At 76.3% G+C, this 13,421-nt stretch carries 13 protein-coding genes and 1 pseudogene; 10 read left to right on the plus strand and 4 right to left on the minus strand.

What is annotated here, in order from left to right; all coding sequences use genetic code 11:
• Nucleotides 1–43 precede the first annotated feature (43 nt).
• Entirely contained in the window at nt 44–1,138 is a 1,095-nt protein-coding gene (locus CNO22_RS04850) for a hypothetical protein (protein ID WP_100498216.1), read from the plus strand.
• 56 nt (nt 1,139–1,194) lie between these two features.
• Nucleotides 1,195–2,754 (plus strand): HNH endonuclease signature motif containing protein, encoded by a 1,560-nt coding sequence (locus CNO22_RS04855; protein ID WP_157936810.1) that lies wholly within the window; start codon nt 1,195–1,197, stop codon nt 2,752–2,754.
• Between the two features lie 215 nt (nt 2,755–2,969).
• Here the strand turns inward: CNO22_RS04855 and CNO22_RS04860 are convergent, their stop codons facing one another.
• Nucleotides 2,970–4,376 (minus strand): DUF4407 domain-containing protein, encoded by a 1,407-nt coding sequence (locus tag CNO22_RS04860; protein ID WP_100498218.1) that lies wholly within the window; start codon nt 4,374–4,376, stop codon nt 2,970–2,972.
• 186 nt (nt 4,377–4,562) lie between these two features.
• On the opposite strand from CNO22_RS04860, the gene CNO22_RS04865 reads away from it, so the two are divergent.
• On the plus strand, nt 4,563–5,681 hold the full coding sequence (locus CNO22_RS04865; RefSeq protein WP_100498219.1) for a hypothetical protein: 1,119 nt from the start codon (nt 4,563–4,565) through the stop codon (nt 5,679–5,681).
• Between the two features lie 112 nt (nt 5,682–5,793).
• Here the strand turns inward: CNO22_RS04865 and CNO22_RS04870 are convergent, their stop codons facing one another.
• The gene (locus CNO22_RS04870; RefSeq protein ID WP_157936811.1) at nt 5,794–6,174 is read right to left on the minus strand and encodes a hypothetical protein; all 381 of its coding nucleotides are present in this window, start codon (nt 6,172–6,174) and stop codon (nt 5,794–5,796) included.
• A gap of 104 nt (nt 6,175–6,278) precedes the next feature.
• Between CNO22_RS04870 and CNO22_RS04875 the strand changes: the two genes are divergently transcribed.
• The 6 genes and pseudogenes from CNO22_RS04875 (at nt 6,279) to CNO22_RS04895 (ending at nt 11,076) form a co-directional block, all read left to right on the plus strand.
• Entirely contained in the window at nt 6,279–7,061 is a 783-nt protein-coding gene (locus tag CNO22_RS04875; protein ID WP_100498221.1) for an alpha/beta fold hydrolase, read from the plus strand.
• 357 nt (nt 7,062–7,418) lie between these two features.
• Nucleotides 7,419–7,676: pseudogene (locus CNO22_RS29620) on the plus strand (AarF/UbiB family protein); the annotation flags it as partial.
• A gap of 127 nt (nt 7,677–7,803) precedes the next feature.
• Nucleotides 7,804–8,439 carry an AarF/UbiB family protein gene (locus CNO22_RS29625; RefSeq protein WP_269799568.1) on the plus strand — a complete coding sequence of 212 codons (636 nt, stop codon included), beginning with the start codon at nt 7,804–7,806 and terminating at the stop codon, nt 8,437–8,439.
• Nucleotides 8,440–8,630: 191 nt separating this feature from the next.
• Nucleotides 8,631–9,038, plus strand: coding sequence for an excalibur calcium-binding domain-containing protein (locus tag CNO22_RS04885; RefSeq protein ID WP_100498222.1), 408 nt, complete (start codon nt 8,631–8,633; stop codon nt 9,036–9,038).
• A gap of 11 nt (nt 9,039–9,049) precedes the next feature.
• Nucleotides 9,050–9,913 carry a class F sortase gene (locus CNO22_RS04890; RefSeq protein ID WP_232806800.1) on the plus strand — a complete coding sequence of 288 codons (864 nt, stop codon included), beginning with the start codon at nt 9,050–9,052 and terminating at the stop codon, nt 9,911–9,913.
• A 68-nt stretch (nt 9,914–9,981) separates the two neighbouring features.
• Nucleotides 9,982–11,076: a transglycosylase domain-containing protein gene (locus CNO22_RS04895; protein ID WP_100498223.1), complete on the plus strand. Its 1,095-nt coding sequence runs from the start codon at nt 9,982–9,984 to the stop codon at nt 11,074–11,076.
• A gap of 315 nt (nt 11,077–11,391) precedes the next feature.
• Here the strand turns inward: CNO22_RS04895 and CNO22_RS04900 are convergent, their stop codons facing one another.
• Nucleotides 11,392–11,661 carry a hypothetical protein gene (locus CNO22_RS04900; RefSeq protein WP_100498224.1) on the minus strand — a complete coding sequence of 90 codons (270 nt, stop codon included), beginning with the start codon at nt 11,659–11,661 and terminating at the stop codon, nt 11,392–11,394.
• Nucleotides 11,662–11,798: 137 nt separating this feature from the next.
• Between CNO22_RS04900 and CNO22_RS04905 the strand changes: the two genes are divergently transcribed.
• A complete protein-coding gene (locus tag CNO22_RS04905; RefSeq protein WP_198588111.1) occupies nt 11,799–12,413 on the plus strand; it encodes a maleylpyruvate isomerase family mycothiol-dependent enzyme in 615 nt (204 codons plus the stop codon).
• Nucleotides 12,414–12,419: 6 nt separating this feature from the next.
• Here CNO22_RS04905 and CNO22_RS04910 read toward each other — a convergent pair whose 3' ends face one another.
• Entirely contained in the window at nt 12,420–13,418 is a 999-nt protein-coding gene (locus CNO22_RS04910) for a hypothetical protein (protein WP_100498226.1), read from the minus strand.
• Nucleotides 13,419–13,421: the final 3 nt, after the last annotated feature.

Raw genomic sequence — 13,421 nt, forward strand, 5'->3', positions numbered from 1 at the left:
CAGAGCCGATCGCGTCGGAGGGCCGCAGTAGCGTCTGCCGGCGATGCCGAAGAGCAAGAAGCGAGCCAACCGCCGCCGTCCGGGTCAGCGCCGGACGTCGCCCGAGACGGAGCTGATGGACGCCCTGGCCGCCGGGGTCGACAGCCCCACTCCCGGTCCGCTGCTCGGCGTCGTGGGTCTGCTGCTCGGTGTGGCCGCGGGCGGCGACGACCCGGCCGCCTCCCTCGACGACCTCGTCCGCAGCTTCTCCGCGGTGGACCGGGCCGAGACGTCGGCCGCCCTGCTCGCGATCGCCACGCTGACCGTCGAGGCCGACCTGCGGCGACGGGTGCGCCGCGAGATCGCCGAACGCGGGCACGTGCTCCCCCGCTGGCTCGCCGAGCTCGACCGCACCGAGCCGGTCGACCGGGCGGTCGAGATCAGCACGGTGTTCCGGGACGACGACGAGGTGCTCGTCGGGGTCACCGTGCCCGGCGGCCATCCCCTCACCGCCGTCGTGCGCATCGACAACGAGCTCGGCGCCGTCGCGACCGACGGGTACGTCGTGGAGTCCCCGCTCGCCTCGGTGGTCCCCCTGCTGGTCGAGGAGGACAACCCGGACGTCCGCGTGCGCGACGTCTCCCCCGCCGACGCCCGCGCCCGCATCACCGCGGCCCTCCAGGAGCTGGACCTCGGTCCCGGGCGGCTCGGCTCCGAGAACTGGGCCGAGTCGCGCCCGCTCGTCGAGTGGATGCTGTCGTTGCTGCCCGAGGGCGGTCGGGACGACGTGCTGCAGGAGCTGTCGGAGGACGAGCTCGACGAGATCGCCGGCCGCTTCCTCGCCACCGGCGCACCGTGGTCGGGCGACGACCTGCGTCCGCTGCTCGACGAGGTGCTGGTGGCCGGCTGCGCCAACGGCATCGGTGATCCGCTCGTGTGGAGCCCGCACAACGTGCACCGGCTGCTCGATCCGCGGCTCCTGCTCCTCTCCCCCGAGACGCTGTATCCCGACCGCGCACCGGACCTGCTCCGCGACCTGATCCGCTTCGGGCACGCCGAGCGTGGCCTCCGGCAGGAACTCACGGACGACGCGCTGGCTGCCGTTGACGCATCCGCGGGCGCCTTCCTCGCGGCCGTGCGCGAACCGGACGAGGACTGACCGCGAGCCCTCGCTGAGCTGCGAGAACTGTCAGTGCTGCTCGCTACGGTGCGGGCATGGAGGACGAAGGGGTGCCGCGGCCGCCGGAGGCCGGCGAACCGCTCCCCGTCCTGCCCTCGGAGGTGGTCTCGCCGCAGATCGGTGAGTTCGAGCTGGTCTGTGACATCTGGTCGGCCGATGCGCACATGGCCCGCGAGCACGCCCGTCAGGCGGCGACCATCGCCGAGCTGGCGCGCAGGCGCTCGGCCGAGCGGGACACCGCCTTCGGCGCCCGGGGCGGGCCCGGACCGGACTCCCGGGCGATGCGCCCGGCCGCACTCGCCGGCGTCTCCGACGACTTCGTCTCCGAGCTCGCGCTCATCCGCCACTGTTCGGAAGCCGAGGCCGGCCGGCTGGCGGCCGAGTCGCTGCTGCTCACCACCAAGCTGGCCGCGACCTGGTCGGAGCTCTACGCCGGGCGGCTGACGGTGCGCAAGGCGCGGATCCTGCTCGATCTGCTCGGCGACGCCGACGACGGCGTCGCCGCCGGGGTGCAGGCCCGGGTGCTCCCGGGTGCCGAGAACTGCCCGCCGGGCCGGCTCGGCGACCGGGCCCGCTACCATCTGTACCGGCTGGACGCCGACGCCAAGGAGCGCCGCCGGAAGGAGGCCGAGTGCAAGGCCGACGTGCACGTCGAGCGCACCGCTGACGACCTGGGCCGGCTGGTCGTGGAGGGGCCGCTGCCGGCCGTGCACGCGGCTCGTGACGCGGTCGACCAGTACGCGCGGTCGATGCGCGCCGACGGCGACGACCGCCCGATCGGCGTGCTGCGCTCCACCGCCGCCCTGGACCTGATCCTGCGGCCCTGGAACACCAGCCGCCCGCCCGTGACCGCCCATCTCCACATCCATGCCGCACTGCCCTCGCTGCGGGCCGACGCGTCGGCCGGCGCGGCCCCGGCGGAGATGGACGGGCAGTGGATCTCCGCCGCCCAGTGCCGCGAGCTGCTCCACTCGCTGGACATGCTGAACCTCGGGTCGGCTCCTGCGGGCGGGTCGGTCCACGTCGCGATCGACGATCCCGCCACTGGCGAGACCATCGCCGTGGCCACCCGAGCCGAGCTCCGCCGCGCCGCCGGCCGGGGACGCCGCATCCGCCGCCGCGGCCGAGAGAAGAGCAGCCGCGCCGCCGTGGGCACCGAGCGCGACGCCGGCGCAGCAGGCGGGACGCCCCCGGCCGGCGGGACAGGTGACGGACCCGGCCTGCGCCCTCCGCCGCCAACCGGCAGGTACCGGCCCACCGCCGCCCAGCGCCGCCTCGTCACGGCCCGCGACAGGCACTGCCGCATGCCCGGTTGCCGCCGCCGTCCCGGCCGCTACGACATCGACCACGGGCAGGCGTTCGCCGCCGGCGGTCCCACCGCCTGCTGGAACCTCTGTTGCCTCTGCCGACGGCACCACCGAATCAAGACCTTCGCCCGCGGATGGTCCTTCACCCTGCTCCCCGACGGCCGGCTCGTCGTCAGCACCCCGTCGGGGGTCTCCCGGACAACCCGCCCGTCCGGCTGGTGCCACGATCCCGAACCCGACCCGCCCTGGCTCGACGACCTCTCCCCACCTGATCCGCTCCGCATGTGACCGGCTCATCCACCGCCCGCGACGACCCCGCTCCTGCCGACATGTCGACCTGTCGAGACGCCGCCATGTCCACCGCCGGCGAGGTCCGGGGCGATGGCCCGCTCACGCCGCTGCGCACCGTGCCCGACAGGGACCGGCCGAAGGCCCGCACGGCCGAGGTCCGGAACGCAGAACACCCCGGCGACCGTGGTCGCCGGGGTGTTCGTGCTGGTCCGTCAGACGCCGGCGGGCACGCGGTCGGCCGGGCGACGGCGGGCGCCGAGGACGGTGCGGGCCAGGCGCATCGGGCCGGTCTCCCAGGGCCGCAGCGTCTCCACCGCCGACGGCAGCGGCGCCTCGGCCGCCGCAGCAGCACGCTCCGCCGCGCGGGCAGCCGCCGCCCGCTCGGCTGCAGCGGCCGCCTCGGCGGCCTCCCGCCGGGCGACGATCGCGGCCTTCTGCCGGTCGATCCGCTCCTGCTCGGCCATCACCAGCATCTCCTCGCGGGCTGCGGCCACGGTCAGCCGCGACTCCTTCTGCAGCTCCTCGATCTCCACGTCGCCGGAGTCCCGCAGCGCCGCGAGCTTGTCGTAGGCCGAGGGCGGGCCGAAGTTCAGCAGCAGCTTCATCAGCACGGGCAGGATCTCGATGCTCATGAACAGCAGCGACAGCATCACCTGCGCCGCGGCCAGCGTGGCGTTGCGGTCGCCCAGCCGGTCGAGGGCCTCCAGCCGCGCCAGGATCCCGTCGGCGTCCTCGACCGTCGCGTCGAACGCCGTCTGCAGCCGAACCTGCTCCGCGGTCAGCCGCTCCAGCTCGGCCCGGTCGGTCTCCAGCGACGCCGACGCCAGCTGCGCAGCCCGCCCCTCCGCCGCCGAGGCGGCCTCCGTCGCGGCGTCGAGCGCCGACCGCGCCGACGCCACCACAGCCGCCTGCGCGTCGGCCGCCGCCCGCGCCTCGACGTACGCCTGACCCGTGCCGGCCTCCCCGGTGCCGCAGGTGCCGTCCAACTCGCACTGCGCCTTCGCCTCGAGCTCGCGCTGGGTCGCCAGCGCCGCGTCGTAGGCCTGCTGCGCCGCCGTCGCGTCGCCGTGCACGACCGCCAACTGCGGGTCCGCGACACCACCGGAGGCCACGATCGACTCGCTCAGCGCCACCTCCTCGCGCAGCTCCGCCAGCCCGGCGAAGCGGGCGTCGGTCTCCAGCGACTCCCGGTAGGCGTCGGCCGCCTCGGCCTGCATCGCCTTGACCTCGGTGTCGATCTCGGAGGAGAACACCTGCAGCGTCAGCGGGGTCGCGATCACCGCGCCCAGGATGAGCGCCAGCCCCACCCGGGGGACGGCGAGCACCAGGTTCCGCTTCAGCGAGGCGTCGTGCGCCATCCCGACCAGCAGCATCCGGTCGAGGTTGACCACGACCGCGCCCCAGCCCAGGCCGACCAGCAGCGCCAGCGGCCACCACACACCGAGCGCCATCGCGACGGCGAACGCCATCGAGACGACGGCCAGCCCGCCGGTGCTCAGCAGGACACCGCCCAGCGCCACGAACCGCGGCCGCGCACCGGGCGCAGCCTCCAGCACGTCGGGGCGGGCGCCTCCGAGCACCGCCAGGCCGTCCCCGAGTCGTCGCTGCCATGCCGTCATATCGAGCCACTCCCGCGACGACGGGGGTAGAGATCAGTCCGTCGTCTCCCCCGGCTCATCGGCACTCAACCGGCGCGTCCGGACGAGCCAGTCACATCCGCCCCAGCCGCGACAGGCGCCGCCCGCCCGAGTTGCTGCGCCGTCCCGCCCGGTGGACGCTCGTCGTCTGCCCACCCCGGAGCCGTCATGCCCCGCGTCCGCTGCACCGTCGCGGCCCTCGCCGTCGTCCTGGCGACCGCCGCCTGCACGACCGACGGCGATGCGGGCCCCGCCCCACGCACCGGACCCGACGGCGGCCCCGCCCTGCTGGGCACCGTCGACCTCGACGCGGCAGTCGGCGGCGACGCCCGGTTGCTCGACCTCGCCGCTCACCCCGGTGACGACCCGGTGGCGCTGCTCAGCGACGGGGACACGCGCGGCTGGCTGGTCGCGGTCGGCCCCGGGGACGACGGCCCGACGGCGACGACGCTGCTCGAGCTGCCCGCCGTCGGCGACGACGCCGAGCTCACCGTCCTCGACGACGGCTCGTTCCTCGTCGCCAACACCAGCCCGACCGCCGGGTACCAGCTGCTCACCGTCCCGCCCGACGGGCAGGCTACCGTCACCGCCCTCGGCCTGCGCCCGGAGCGTGCGGCCACGGCCCTCTCCGCCGACGGGCGCACGCTCTTCGCCGCGCTCGCCCTCCCCGCCCCGGCCTCGGCCCAGCTGCTCACCGTCGACCTGTCCGCCGGCGTCATCACGATGACCGCACCGGTCGTCCCCGAGGGGACGGTCACCGCGCTCTCCGCGCACCCGGACGGCGGCGTCGTCGCGCTGGTCGAGACCGGCGACGGGCGGGCCTTGCTCACCGCGTACGACGCCGACCTGCGGACGGTCGGCGAGCCGGTCGACCTCGCGCCCGACGCCCCGGTCGGCGCGCCGGCCGACGTGGACGTCACCGCCGACGGCACCGTGGTCGCCACCCTGCACGTCGGTGACGGCCGCAGGCTCGGCCGGCTGGTCACCGTGGTGGACGGCGCGGTCGCGACCTCGGCCGAGCTGGACGGTGTCGGCGACTCCGCGCTCGACGTCGTCGTCTCCCCCGACGGCCGCTCGGCGTGGCTGCCGCAGGCCGACCTCTCCTACCCCGCCGAGCTGGTCACGATCGACCTGGCCAGCGGGGAGCGGGTCGCCACGGTGTCGCTGTGCGCCGGCGCGGCCGTGCTGGGCGACGTCGCCCCGCTCGACGGGGACGCCGGCCTGGTCGCCACCGGCTCGTGCGTGGACGGCGACGGCCCGCAGGCCACCGCCTTCCTCGTCGGCTGAGGCCCACCGCCACGTCTCCCCGCGGTGACCATGCGGTTGTTGCCGGCCTGCACGGCATGTCCGCGGGTGTCGGCGACAACGACCCCGTGATCAACACGGAGGGGGGCGCGGCTCAGCCCTTCATCGACCGGACGACCAGCGCGGCCGCGCCGTAGGCCACCGAGCTGGCGACCGCCCGCAGCGTGGTCGCCCGGCCGGCCTGCGCAGCCGCCGCGAGCGCGGTCAGCGCATCGATCGCGTTCATGCCGGCCACCACGGCCAGCCCGCGGTCGACCTCCTCGTCGGTGCGCGCGGTCAGCGCCAGGACGGAGATCGCCAGCGCCCGGCTGCCGAACAGCCGCTGCAGCTGCAGACCCGCCGCGGTGACCGGCACGCCGTACGTCCCGGCGACCGCCCTCGGCGCGACGATGCTGGCCAACCCGAAAGCCGCCCCCGTGGCGCCCAGCGCCCTCGCCAGCTGCTGCTTCGACATCCCCGCGACCGTCGTCGCCATGGCGCACCCCCAATGGACCAGCACGGACGGCTCGGCTCACCGCCTGCCGGGAGTCAACCAGCAACGCCGCCCCTTCGCAGGACGCCGGTGGCTACCGTCACGCCATGGTTGCCGACCCCGGTGTGGGTCCACACCCGCCGCCCGACGTCGAGCTCGCCCACCGCCCCACCACCTGGGGCGTGATGCGCAGCCGCACGGTCGGCACGCCGCACGACGGCGTCCCGGAGGTGGTCGTCGTCCCCGGCCTGGCCGTGGCCGACTACCTGCAGCCGGCGCTGTACGAGCTCGCCGCCTGGACCCGCGCCCACCTGGTCGAGCTGCCCGGCTTCTCCGGCAGCGGGGAGCCGCCGCACCCGCTGGACGTCGCGCAGTTCACCGACGCCGTCGTGCAGTGGCTCGACGCCAGCGGGCTCGACCGGGTGGTGCTCGCCGGGCACTCCAGCGGCACGCAGGTGGCCGCGCGGGTCGCGGTGCGCCGTCCGGACACCGTGCGGGCGCTGGTCCTGGCCAGCCCGACCATCGACCCGCGCTACCGCAGCCTGCGCCGGGTGCTGCTGGCCTGGCGCCGCAACCACGCGCTGGAGCCGCCGAGCCTCGACGCGGAGCACACCTCCGAGCGACAGCGGGCCGGGTTGCGCCGGGTCCGGCACGCGCTCTCGGCGCACCTCGCCGACGCGCTGGAGGACGTCGTCCCGCAGGTGCAGGTACCGATACTCGTGCTGCGCGGGGACCAGGACCGCCTCTGCACGGAGGAGTGGGCGCGGGAGCTCGCCGAGCTGGCACCCGACGGGCGGTTCCGTGCCGTGCCCGGCGCGCACAGCTTCGTCTGGACGGCGCCGGCCGCCTGGTCCGGACCGATCGAGGACCTCGCGCGCCGACCGGCGTGACCCGGCTGCGGGCGGCGCTACCGTCCGACGGTGGACCAGCCCGAGGACGGCCGACCGACCCGCGGCCGCCTCGCGCGCGTGGCCCGGCTCGCCGCGCTGCCGGCCGCCCACGCGGGCCGCACCGCCGTCGGCATCGGGAAGCGGATCGGCGGCCGCCCCGCCGAACTGGTCGCCGCACAGGTGCAGCAGCGCACCGCCGAGCAGCTGTTCGCCACGCTCGGGCAGCTCAAGGGCGGCGCGATGAAGCTGGGCCAGGCCATGTCCGCGATGGAGGCCGCGCTGCCCGAGCAGCTGGTCGGCCCCTACCGGGAGGCGCTCATCCGGCTGCAGGAGGCCGCCCCCGCCATGCCGGTGTCGATGGTCCACCAGCAGCTCGACACGGCCCTCGGAAGGAGCTGGCGGCAGCTGTTCCGCGACTTCGACGACCGGCCGGTCGCCGCGGCCAGCGTGGGGCAGGAGCACCGTGCCGCCTGGTCCGACGGCACCCCGGTGGCGGTGAAGGTCCAGTACCCGGGCGCCGGTGAGGCCCTCGTCGCCGACCTGGGGGTGCTGGAGAAGCTGGCGCCGGTCATCTCCGCGGCCGCGCCCGGCCTCGACGCGCGGCAGCTGCTCGCCGAACTGCGTGCGCGGCTCGTCGAGGAGGTCGACTACGTCCAGGAGGCCGACGCCCAGACCGCGTTCGCCGACGCCTACCGCGTTCGCCGACGCCTACCGCGACGACCCCGCCATCGTCGTCCCCGACGTGCTGGCCGCCGAGGACCGCGTGCTGGTCACCCGATGGGTCGACGGGACGCCGCTCTCCCGCGTCATCGCCGACGGCACCCGGGACGACCGGGACCACGCCGGCGCCCTGCTGCTGCGCCTGCTGGCCTCCGCTCCGGTGCGCGCCCGCCGGCTGCACGGCGACCCGCACCCCGGCAACTTCCGGCTGCTGCCCGACGGCCGGCTCGCCGTCCTCGACTTCGGCGCCACCGAGGACATGCCGCACGGCTGGCCGGCCCGGCTCGGCCCGCTGCTCGCCGCCGGGCGGGACGGCGACGCAACGGCCCTGCACCGCATCGCCGCCTCCGCGGACCTGCTGCGGCCGGACCACGTGACCGCACCTGCCCTGCTGGCGCTGCTCGACCCCTACCTCGAGCCGCTGCGCAGCCCGACGTACCGGTTCACGCGGGCCTGGCTGCAGGACCAGACCCGACGGGCCTCCGACCCCTTCAGCGCCGCCTCCCGCACCCAGCGCCGGCTGACCATCCCGCCGCGCCACCTGCTGCTGCAACGCGTGGCCAGCGGGCTGGTCGGTGTCCTCTGCTCGCTCGACGCCACCGTCGCCGTCGACACCGAGGTCCGGCACTGGCTGCCCGGCTACGCATCGGCGGGGTGAGGTGCAGCCGTGGCGTCTCCCTGCGAAGGCAGACCGCCCGGCGCCCGGGGAGTCACCGGCGCGTCGGCGCGTGTCGCAACGGCAACTCTCGACGAACGGAACGTTGATGTCTCGGTGTTGTCGGTACGTGCCCGACCCGTTCCGGATGGGTGATGGTGGTCCCCCCACCGCCGTCCTCCCCGGGAGAGCCCATGCGCCGCACCACCGCCGCCGCCGGTGTCCTCGTCACCGCCGTCCTCAGCCTCGGCGTCACCGGCACCGCGAGCGCCGCCACCGACCGTGACTGTCCCGACTTCGCCAGCCAGGCCGCCGCGCAGGCCGCCTTCGACGCCGTCCCGGGCGACCCCGAGCGCCTGGACGCCGACGACGACGGCATCGCCTGCGAGGACCAGCAGTACGCGCCGGCCTCGTCGACCAGCGGGCAGACCGGCACCGGCAGCTCGCAGGTCTCCACCCGGCCGGCCGGCGCCGTCGCCGCCGGTGACGGCAGCGCGAGCGAGGACGGCAGTACCCTGCCCTACGTCCTCGGCGGTGCGGCCCTGGCCGCCGCCGGTGGCGCGGCCGTCGCGGCCCGGCGCAGCTTCCGCGCCTCCGCCTGACCCGGCGGGCCGTGCCGCAGCGTCCGCCTCCTGCCCGCCCCGGTCCGTCCGCGACCGGGGCGGGCGGAGCCGCGCCCGGCACCGGCACGCTCGCCGTCCGGCTGCGCGACGACCCCGACGGCGACGTCCGGATCGTCGGCGCCTACCCGCCGCCGCTGGTCCCGGCGGACGTCGGTGCGCTGCTCGCCCGGCCACCCCGGGTCACCCGCTACGGCCGGCACCGGCGGCGCGGACCGCGCGCCGCCCGTGCCTGGTCCGCCGCCTCCGTCGTCCTCGCCGTGACCGGCGCCGGCCTCCTCGTGCTCGGCCCCACCCCCGCCGAGGCGCCCGTGCACCGCGTCGTCGCCGCGCCCGCCGAGCTGCCGCCGGAGCAGCCCGCCCGGGCGGCCTCCGCGGCCGTCGCGCCGGTCGCCGTCGTCCGCCAGTTGCCCGCGAGCCCGCCCACCGCGGTCCGCATCCCGGCCCTGGGGGTCAGCTCCGACGTCATGGAGCTGGGGCTGCGGCGGGACGGCGCCATGGAGGTCCCGCCGGGCGCGTACCCGGTGGGCTGGTACGACCGCAGCCCCACCCCCGGCCAGCTCGGGCCCGCCGTCCTGGCCGGGCACGTCGACTGGGCCGGCGAGCCCGGTGCCTTCGCCGGGCTGGACGAGCTGCTGCCCGGCGACACCGTCGAGGTCGACCGCGCCGACGGCAGCACCGCCGTCTTCCGCGTCGACCGGGTCGAGGAGCACGCCAAGGACGCCTTCCCCAGCGACGCCGTCTACGGCGACCTCGACCACGCCGGCCTGCGGCTGATCACCTGCGGCGGCACCTTCGACGAGGACACCGGCGACTACGCGGACAACGTCATCGTCTTCGCGCACCTCACAGGCTGAGGTCCGCGGTCCTCACCCTCCGCCGACTTACCATGACGGTCCGCGTCCCCCAGGGAGAACACCGCCCCATGCCGCACGCCCCGTCGGATCGCTGGCCCACCCGTCGCCGTCGTGGCCGCGGCACCACGACCGCCGACCGGCCCGCGGACGACTGGTCCGGGTACGGCAACGACTCGGCTCCGGTCCCTCCGCCGCGCTCGCCGTGGGACGACGTCGCCGACCGCTACGGCCCCCCGCCGAAGGAGCACCCCGGACGCCGGTCACGCCGCTCCGACCGCCGCGACCCCGACGAGCGGCGTCCCCGTGGTGGGCGGTGGGACCGCGACGACCGACCCGACCGGCCCCGGTCCCGCTCGCGCCGGCAGCTCGCCGGGCGGGTGGCGAAGGTGGTCGCGGTCGGCTTCGTCCTGCAGTTGCTGGTGATGGTGTCGCTGCGCTGGGTCGACCCGCCGACGACGGCGTTCATGGCGGCCAACCCGAACGGCGCGATCCAGCAGTCGGTGCCGGTCGAGCACGTGTCGCGCAACTTCCTGGCCGCGGTCATCGCGCACGAGGACGCCAAGCTGCCCTACCGCGCCGGCGCCTTCACCTGGGCGGAGATGCTGGGCCGCGCGCAGGCGCACCTCTCCGGCGAGGAGGACCCGTCAGGCTCGACCATCCCCCAGCAGGTCGCCAAGAACCTCTTCCTCAACCAGGAGATGAGCGCCTGGCGCAAGGCGGTCGAGGCCGGGCTGTCCGCGGAGCTGGCCCTGGCGGTCGACGACCGGCGGATGCTCGAGCTCTACGTCAACTACGCCCAGTTCGGGCCGTCGCTGTACGGCGTCTGCGCGGCGAGCTGGTACTACTTCGACCGCCCGCCGCAGGACCTCCCGGTCGGGCAGGCCGTGCAGATCGTCGGGCTGCTGCCCTCCCCCGGGCACGTGCAGCGGGCGCCCGGCGGCGGCCTGGACTTCGACGTCGCCGACGGTCAGGGCTGGCTCTCCCGCTCGCACGTCATCAACGCGCAGAACCGGGTGCCGCGGCACATCGAGCGCCTCGGGTTCCAGCCGGTCGAGGACGCCGGGATCACCGGCCTGGCCAGCGACCAGCCGGCCTCGGACGACGACTGCTCGACCCGACCGCAGGCGGTCGCCGACCTGATCGCCGCGGAGGGCACGGCCTGACGCAGCCTCAGCCCCTGCCCACAGTGCGGGGCACCGGCTGACCTCGACGCCTGCTCCCACCCGGAAGCAGGGGTCGAGGTCCGCGGAGGAGACGTCGGCCGGCCGGCCTCGGACGACGACTGCTCCACCCGGCCACGGGCGGTCGCCGACCTGATCGCCGCGGAGGGCACGGCCTGACGCAGCCTCCGCCCCTGCCCACAGTGCGGGGCACCGGCTGACCTCGAAGCACGACACCTCCCCGCGCGACCTCGCCCCCTGCTCCCACCTGGCAGCAGGGGGTCGAGGTCCGCGGAGGGGACGTCGGGCGGCCGGGGGTCAGCCCGCGTCGTCGTCCGAGTCGCCGGGGGTGTCGCTGCCGGTCGGGTCGTCGGTGTCGTCGTCATCGTCGATGCCGCCCGTGCCGGGGTCGACGCCGTCGGGGTCCTCCTCGCCGCCGTCCACCGGATCCGGGTCGCTCGAGCTGTCGGCCTCCTCGCTCGGCACCGCGTCGCCGGCCGGGTCACCCGCCGCGCTGCCCGAGCAGCCGGTCACCCCCAGGCTCACCGCCAGCACGGTCCCGGTCAGCCACCGTCGTGTCCTGCGCATGCCGCTCCTCCCTCGTCGGACTCCCGTCGGGGCTGCCCACGAGGCCGGCCGCCATGCCGGGACGACGACACCGACACGAGGTCGTCATCTACCGTCTGCCGACGCGATCCGAGACCGCGGGGGCACGCATGGACGTCATGGCACTGGCGCGCGCCGAGCGCGAGGACCTGCTCGACCTCCTCGTCACGCTCAGCCCGGAGCAGTGGCGGGCGCCGTCGCTGTGTGCGGGATGGAGCGTGCAGGACGTCGTCGCGCACGTGCTCAGCTACGAGGAACTGGGCCCGCGGCAGCTGGCCGCCCGCTTCACCCGCGGCCTGCTCGCGTTCGACCGCGTCAACGCCGTCGGGCTGCAGGAGTACGCCGTCCGCACGCCCGCCGAGCTGGTCGACCTGCTCCGCCGGCACCTCACGCCCACGGGGCTGACCGCCGGTCTGGGCGGCGCGATCGCCCTCACCGACGGGTTGGTCCACCACCAGGACATCCGGCGTCCGCTCGGCCTGCCCCGCGAGGTCCCGGCCGATCGGGTCGTGCCCGCGCTGCGCACGGCGCTGTTCGCCCCGACGCTGCGGGGCGTGGTGCGCGTCCGCGACGTGCGGCTGGTCGCCACCGACGTCGACTGGTCCTTCGGCCGCGGACCCGAGGTCCGGGGCACCGCCGAGGCGCTGCTCATGGCCGTCGCCGGTCGGCGCACCGTCACCGACGAGCTGACCGGCCCCGGCCGGGACCGGCTCGCCCGACGGCTCGCGGCCTGACCGGCCTCAGAGCGGGCGGACGGCGGCGGTGACCGAGCGGGTGCCGCCCATCCACGTCGGCAGCAGCGCCATCTTGACGCCCGGCCCGCCGGTGACCACGACCCGGACGTCGTCCGCCGAGGCCGCCACTCGCAGGTCGCCGGCCGCGTAGACCGGCGACACCCCGGCCACCCGCGCCGCGCCGGCCGCGAGCAGTGCGTTGCCCTCGTCGAACAGGAACGCGGCCGCCCGGCAGGCGTCCCAGCCGCGCGAGGACAGGAACCCGGCGAGCTCCGGTGGCAGCAGCAGGAAGTGCTCGCCGCCGCGGGAGCAGCCCGGGTCGCCGGCGGCGAGCGCCACCCCGGCCAGGGCCGCGGCGGCCGGCGCGAGCACCTCGGCCGGCGTCCGGTAGCCCGACGCCGGCAGCACCTCGAGCACCCCGCCGGCCCCGACGACGGTCACCGCGTCGCCGTCGGCCAGGGGCGGGAAGGGCTCCGGCAGCGACGCGGTGCAGCACGTGTACTTGCCCGGCCAGCCGATCGTCGCCATGTCGGTCAACCCGGCCCGGGCACCGCCGATGCCGGCCAGCGCCAGCGACACCGCCCGCCCGACGCAGGCGTTGGCCCGCGCGCCCGGACCGAGCCCGCCGGCGGCGGACAGTCCCAGCCCGGCGCACCCGTGCACCAGCACCGCCACCGCCGGCGACCCGGTCGTCGTCGCGATGCCCAGCAGGTTGAACCGCGGCTCGAGCGCCGCGCGCACCGCGGCCACCACCACCGGCAGCTCGGCCGGCCGGCACCCGCCCAGCACCGCGTACCAGGCGACCGCGCGCACGGTGAGCGCGCCGAACAGCGGCGGCACCTGCCCGAGGACGGCGTCCGGGTCGGCCGCGTCGTCCACCATCGCCGCGAGCCGCGCGGCGGTGGGTGGCACCACCGGCAGCCCGTCGCCGTGCCCGGCGGCGAGCAGCTCGGCCGCCACCGCGGCGGGGTCGGCGTCCGGGGCGGACAGCGGTAGGTCGGACACGGT

This window comes from Geodermatophilus chilensis (assembly GCF_002802985.1).
In the GTDB taxonomy this organism is placed as follows: Bacteria; Actinomycetota; Actinomycetes; order Mycobacteriales; family Geodermatophilaceae; genus Geodermatophilus; species Geodermatophilus chilensis.

Coding starts and splice junctions, on each gene's coding strand:
- CNO22_RS04850 (WP_100498216.1), top strand. CDS start 44: ATGCCGAAGAGCAAGAAGCGAGCCAACCGCCGCCGTCCGGGTCAGCGC.
- CNO22_RS04855 (WP_157936810.1), top strand. CDS start 1,195: ATGGAGGACGAAGGGGTGCCGCGGCCGCCGGAGGCCGGCGAACCGCTC.
- CNO22_RS04860 (WP_100498218.1), bottom strand. CDS start 4,376: ATGACGGCATGGCAGCGACGACTCGGGGACGGCCTGGCGGTGCTCGGA.
- CNO22_RS04865 (WP_100498219.1), top strand. CDS start 4,563: ATGCCCCGCGTCCGCTGCACCGTCGCGGCCCTCGCCGTCGTCCTGGCG.
- CNO22_RS04870 (WP_157936811.1), bottom strand. CDS start 6,174: ATGGCGACGACGGTCGCGGGGATGTCGAAGCAGCAGCTGGCGAGGGCG.
- CNO22_RS04875 (WP_100498221.1), top strand. CDS start 6,279: ATGGTTGCCGACCCCGGTGTGGGTCCACACCCGCCGCCCGACGTCGAG.
- CNO22_RS04885 (WP_100498222.1), top strand. CDS start 8,631: ATGCGCCGCACCACCGCCGCCGCCGGTGTCCTCGTCACCGCCGTCCTC.
- CNO22_RS04895 (WP_100498223.1), top strand. CDS start 9,982: ATGCCGCACGCCCCGTCGGATCGCTGGCCCACCCGTCGCCGTCGTGGC.
- CNO22_RS04900 (WP_100498224.1), bottom strand. CDS start 11,661: ATGCGCAGGACACGACGGTGGCTGACCGGGACCGTGCTGGCGGTGAGC.
- CNO22_RS04905 (WP_198588111.1), top strand. CDS start 11,799: ATGGCACTGGCGCGCGCCGAGCGCGAGGACCTGCTCGACCTCCTCGTC.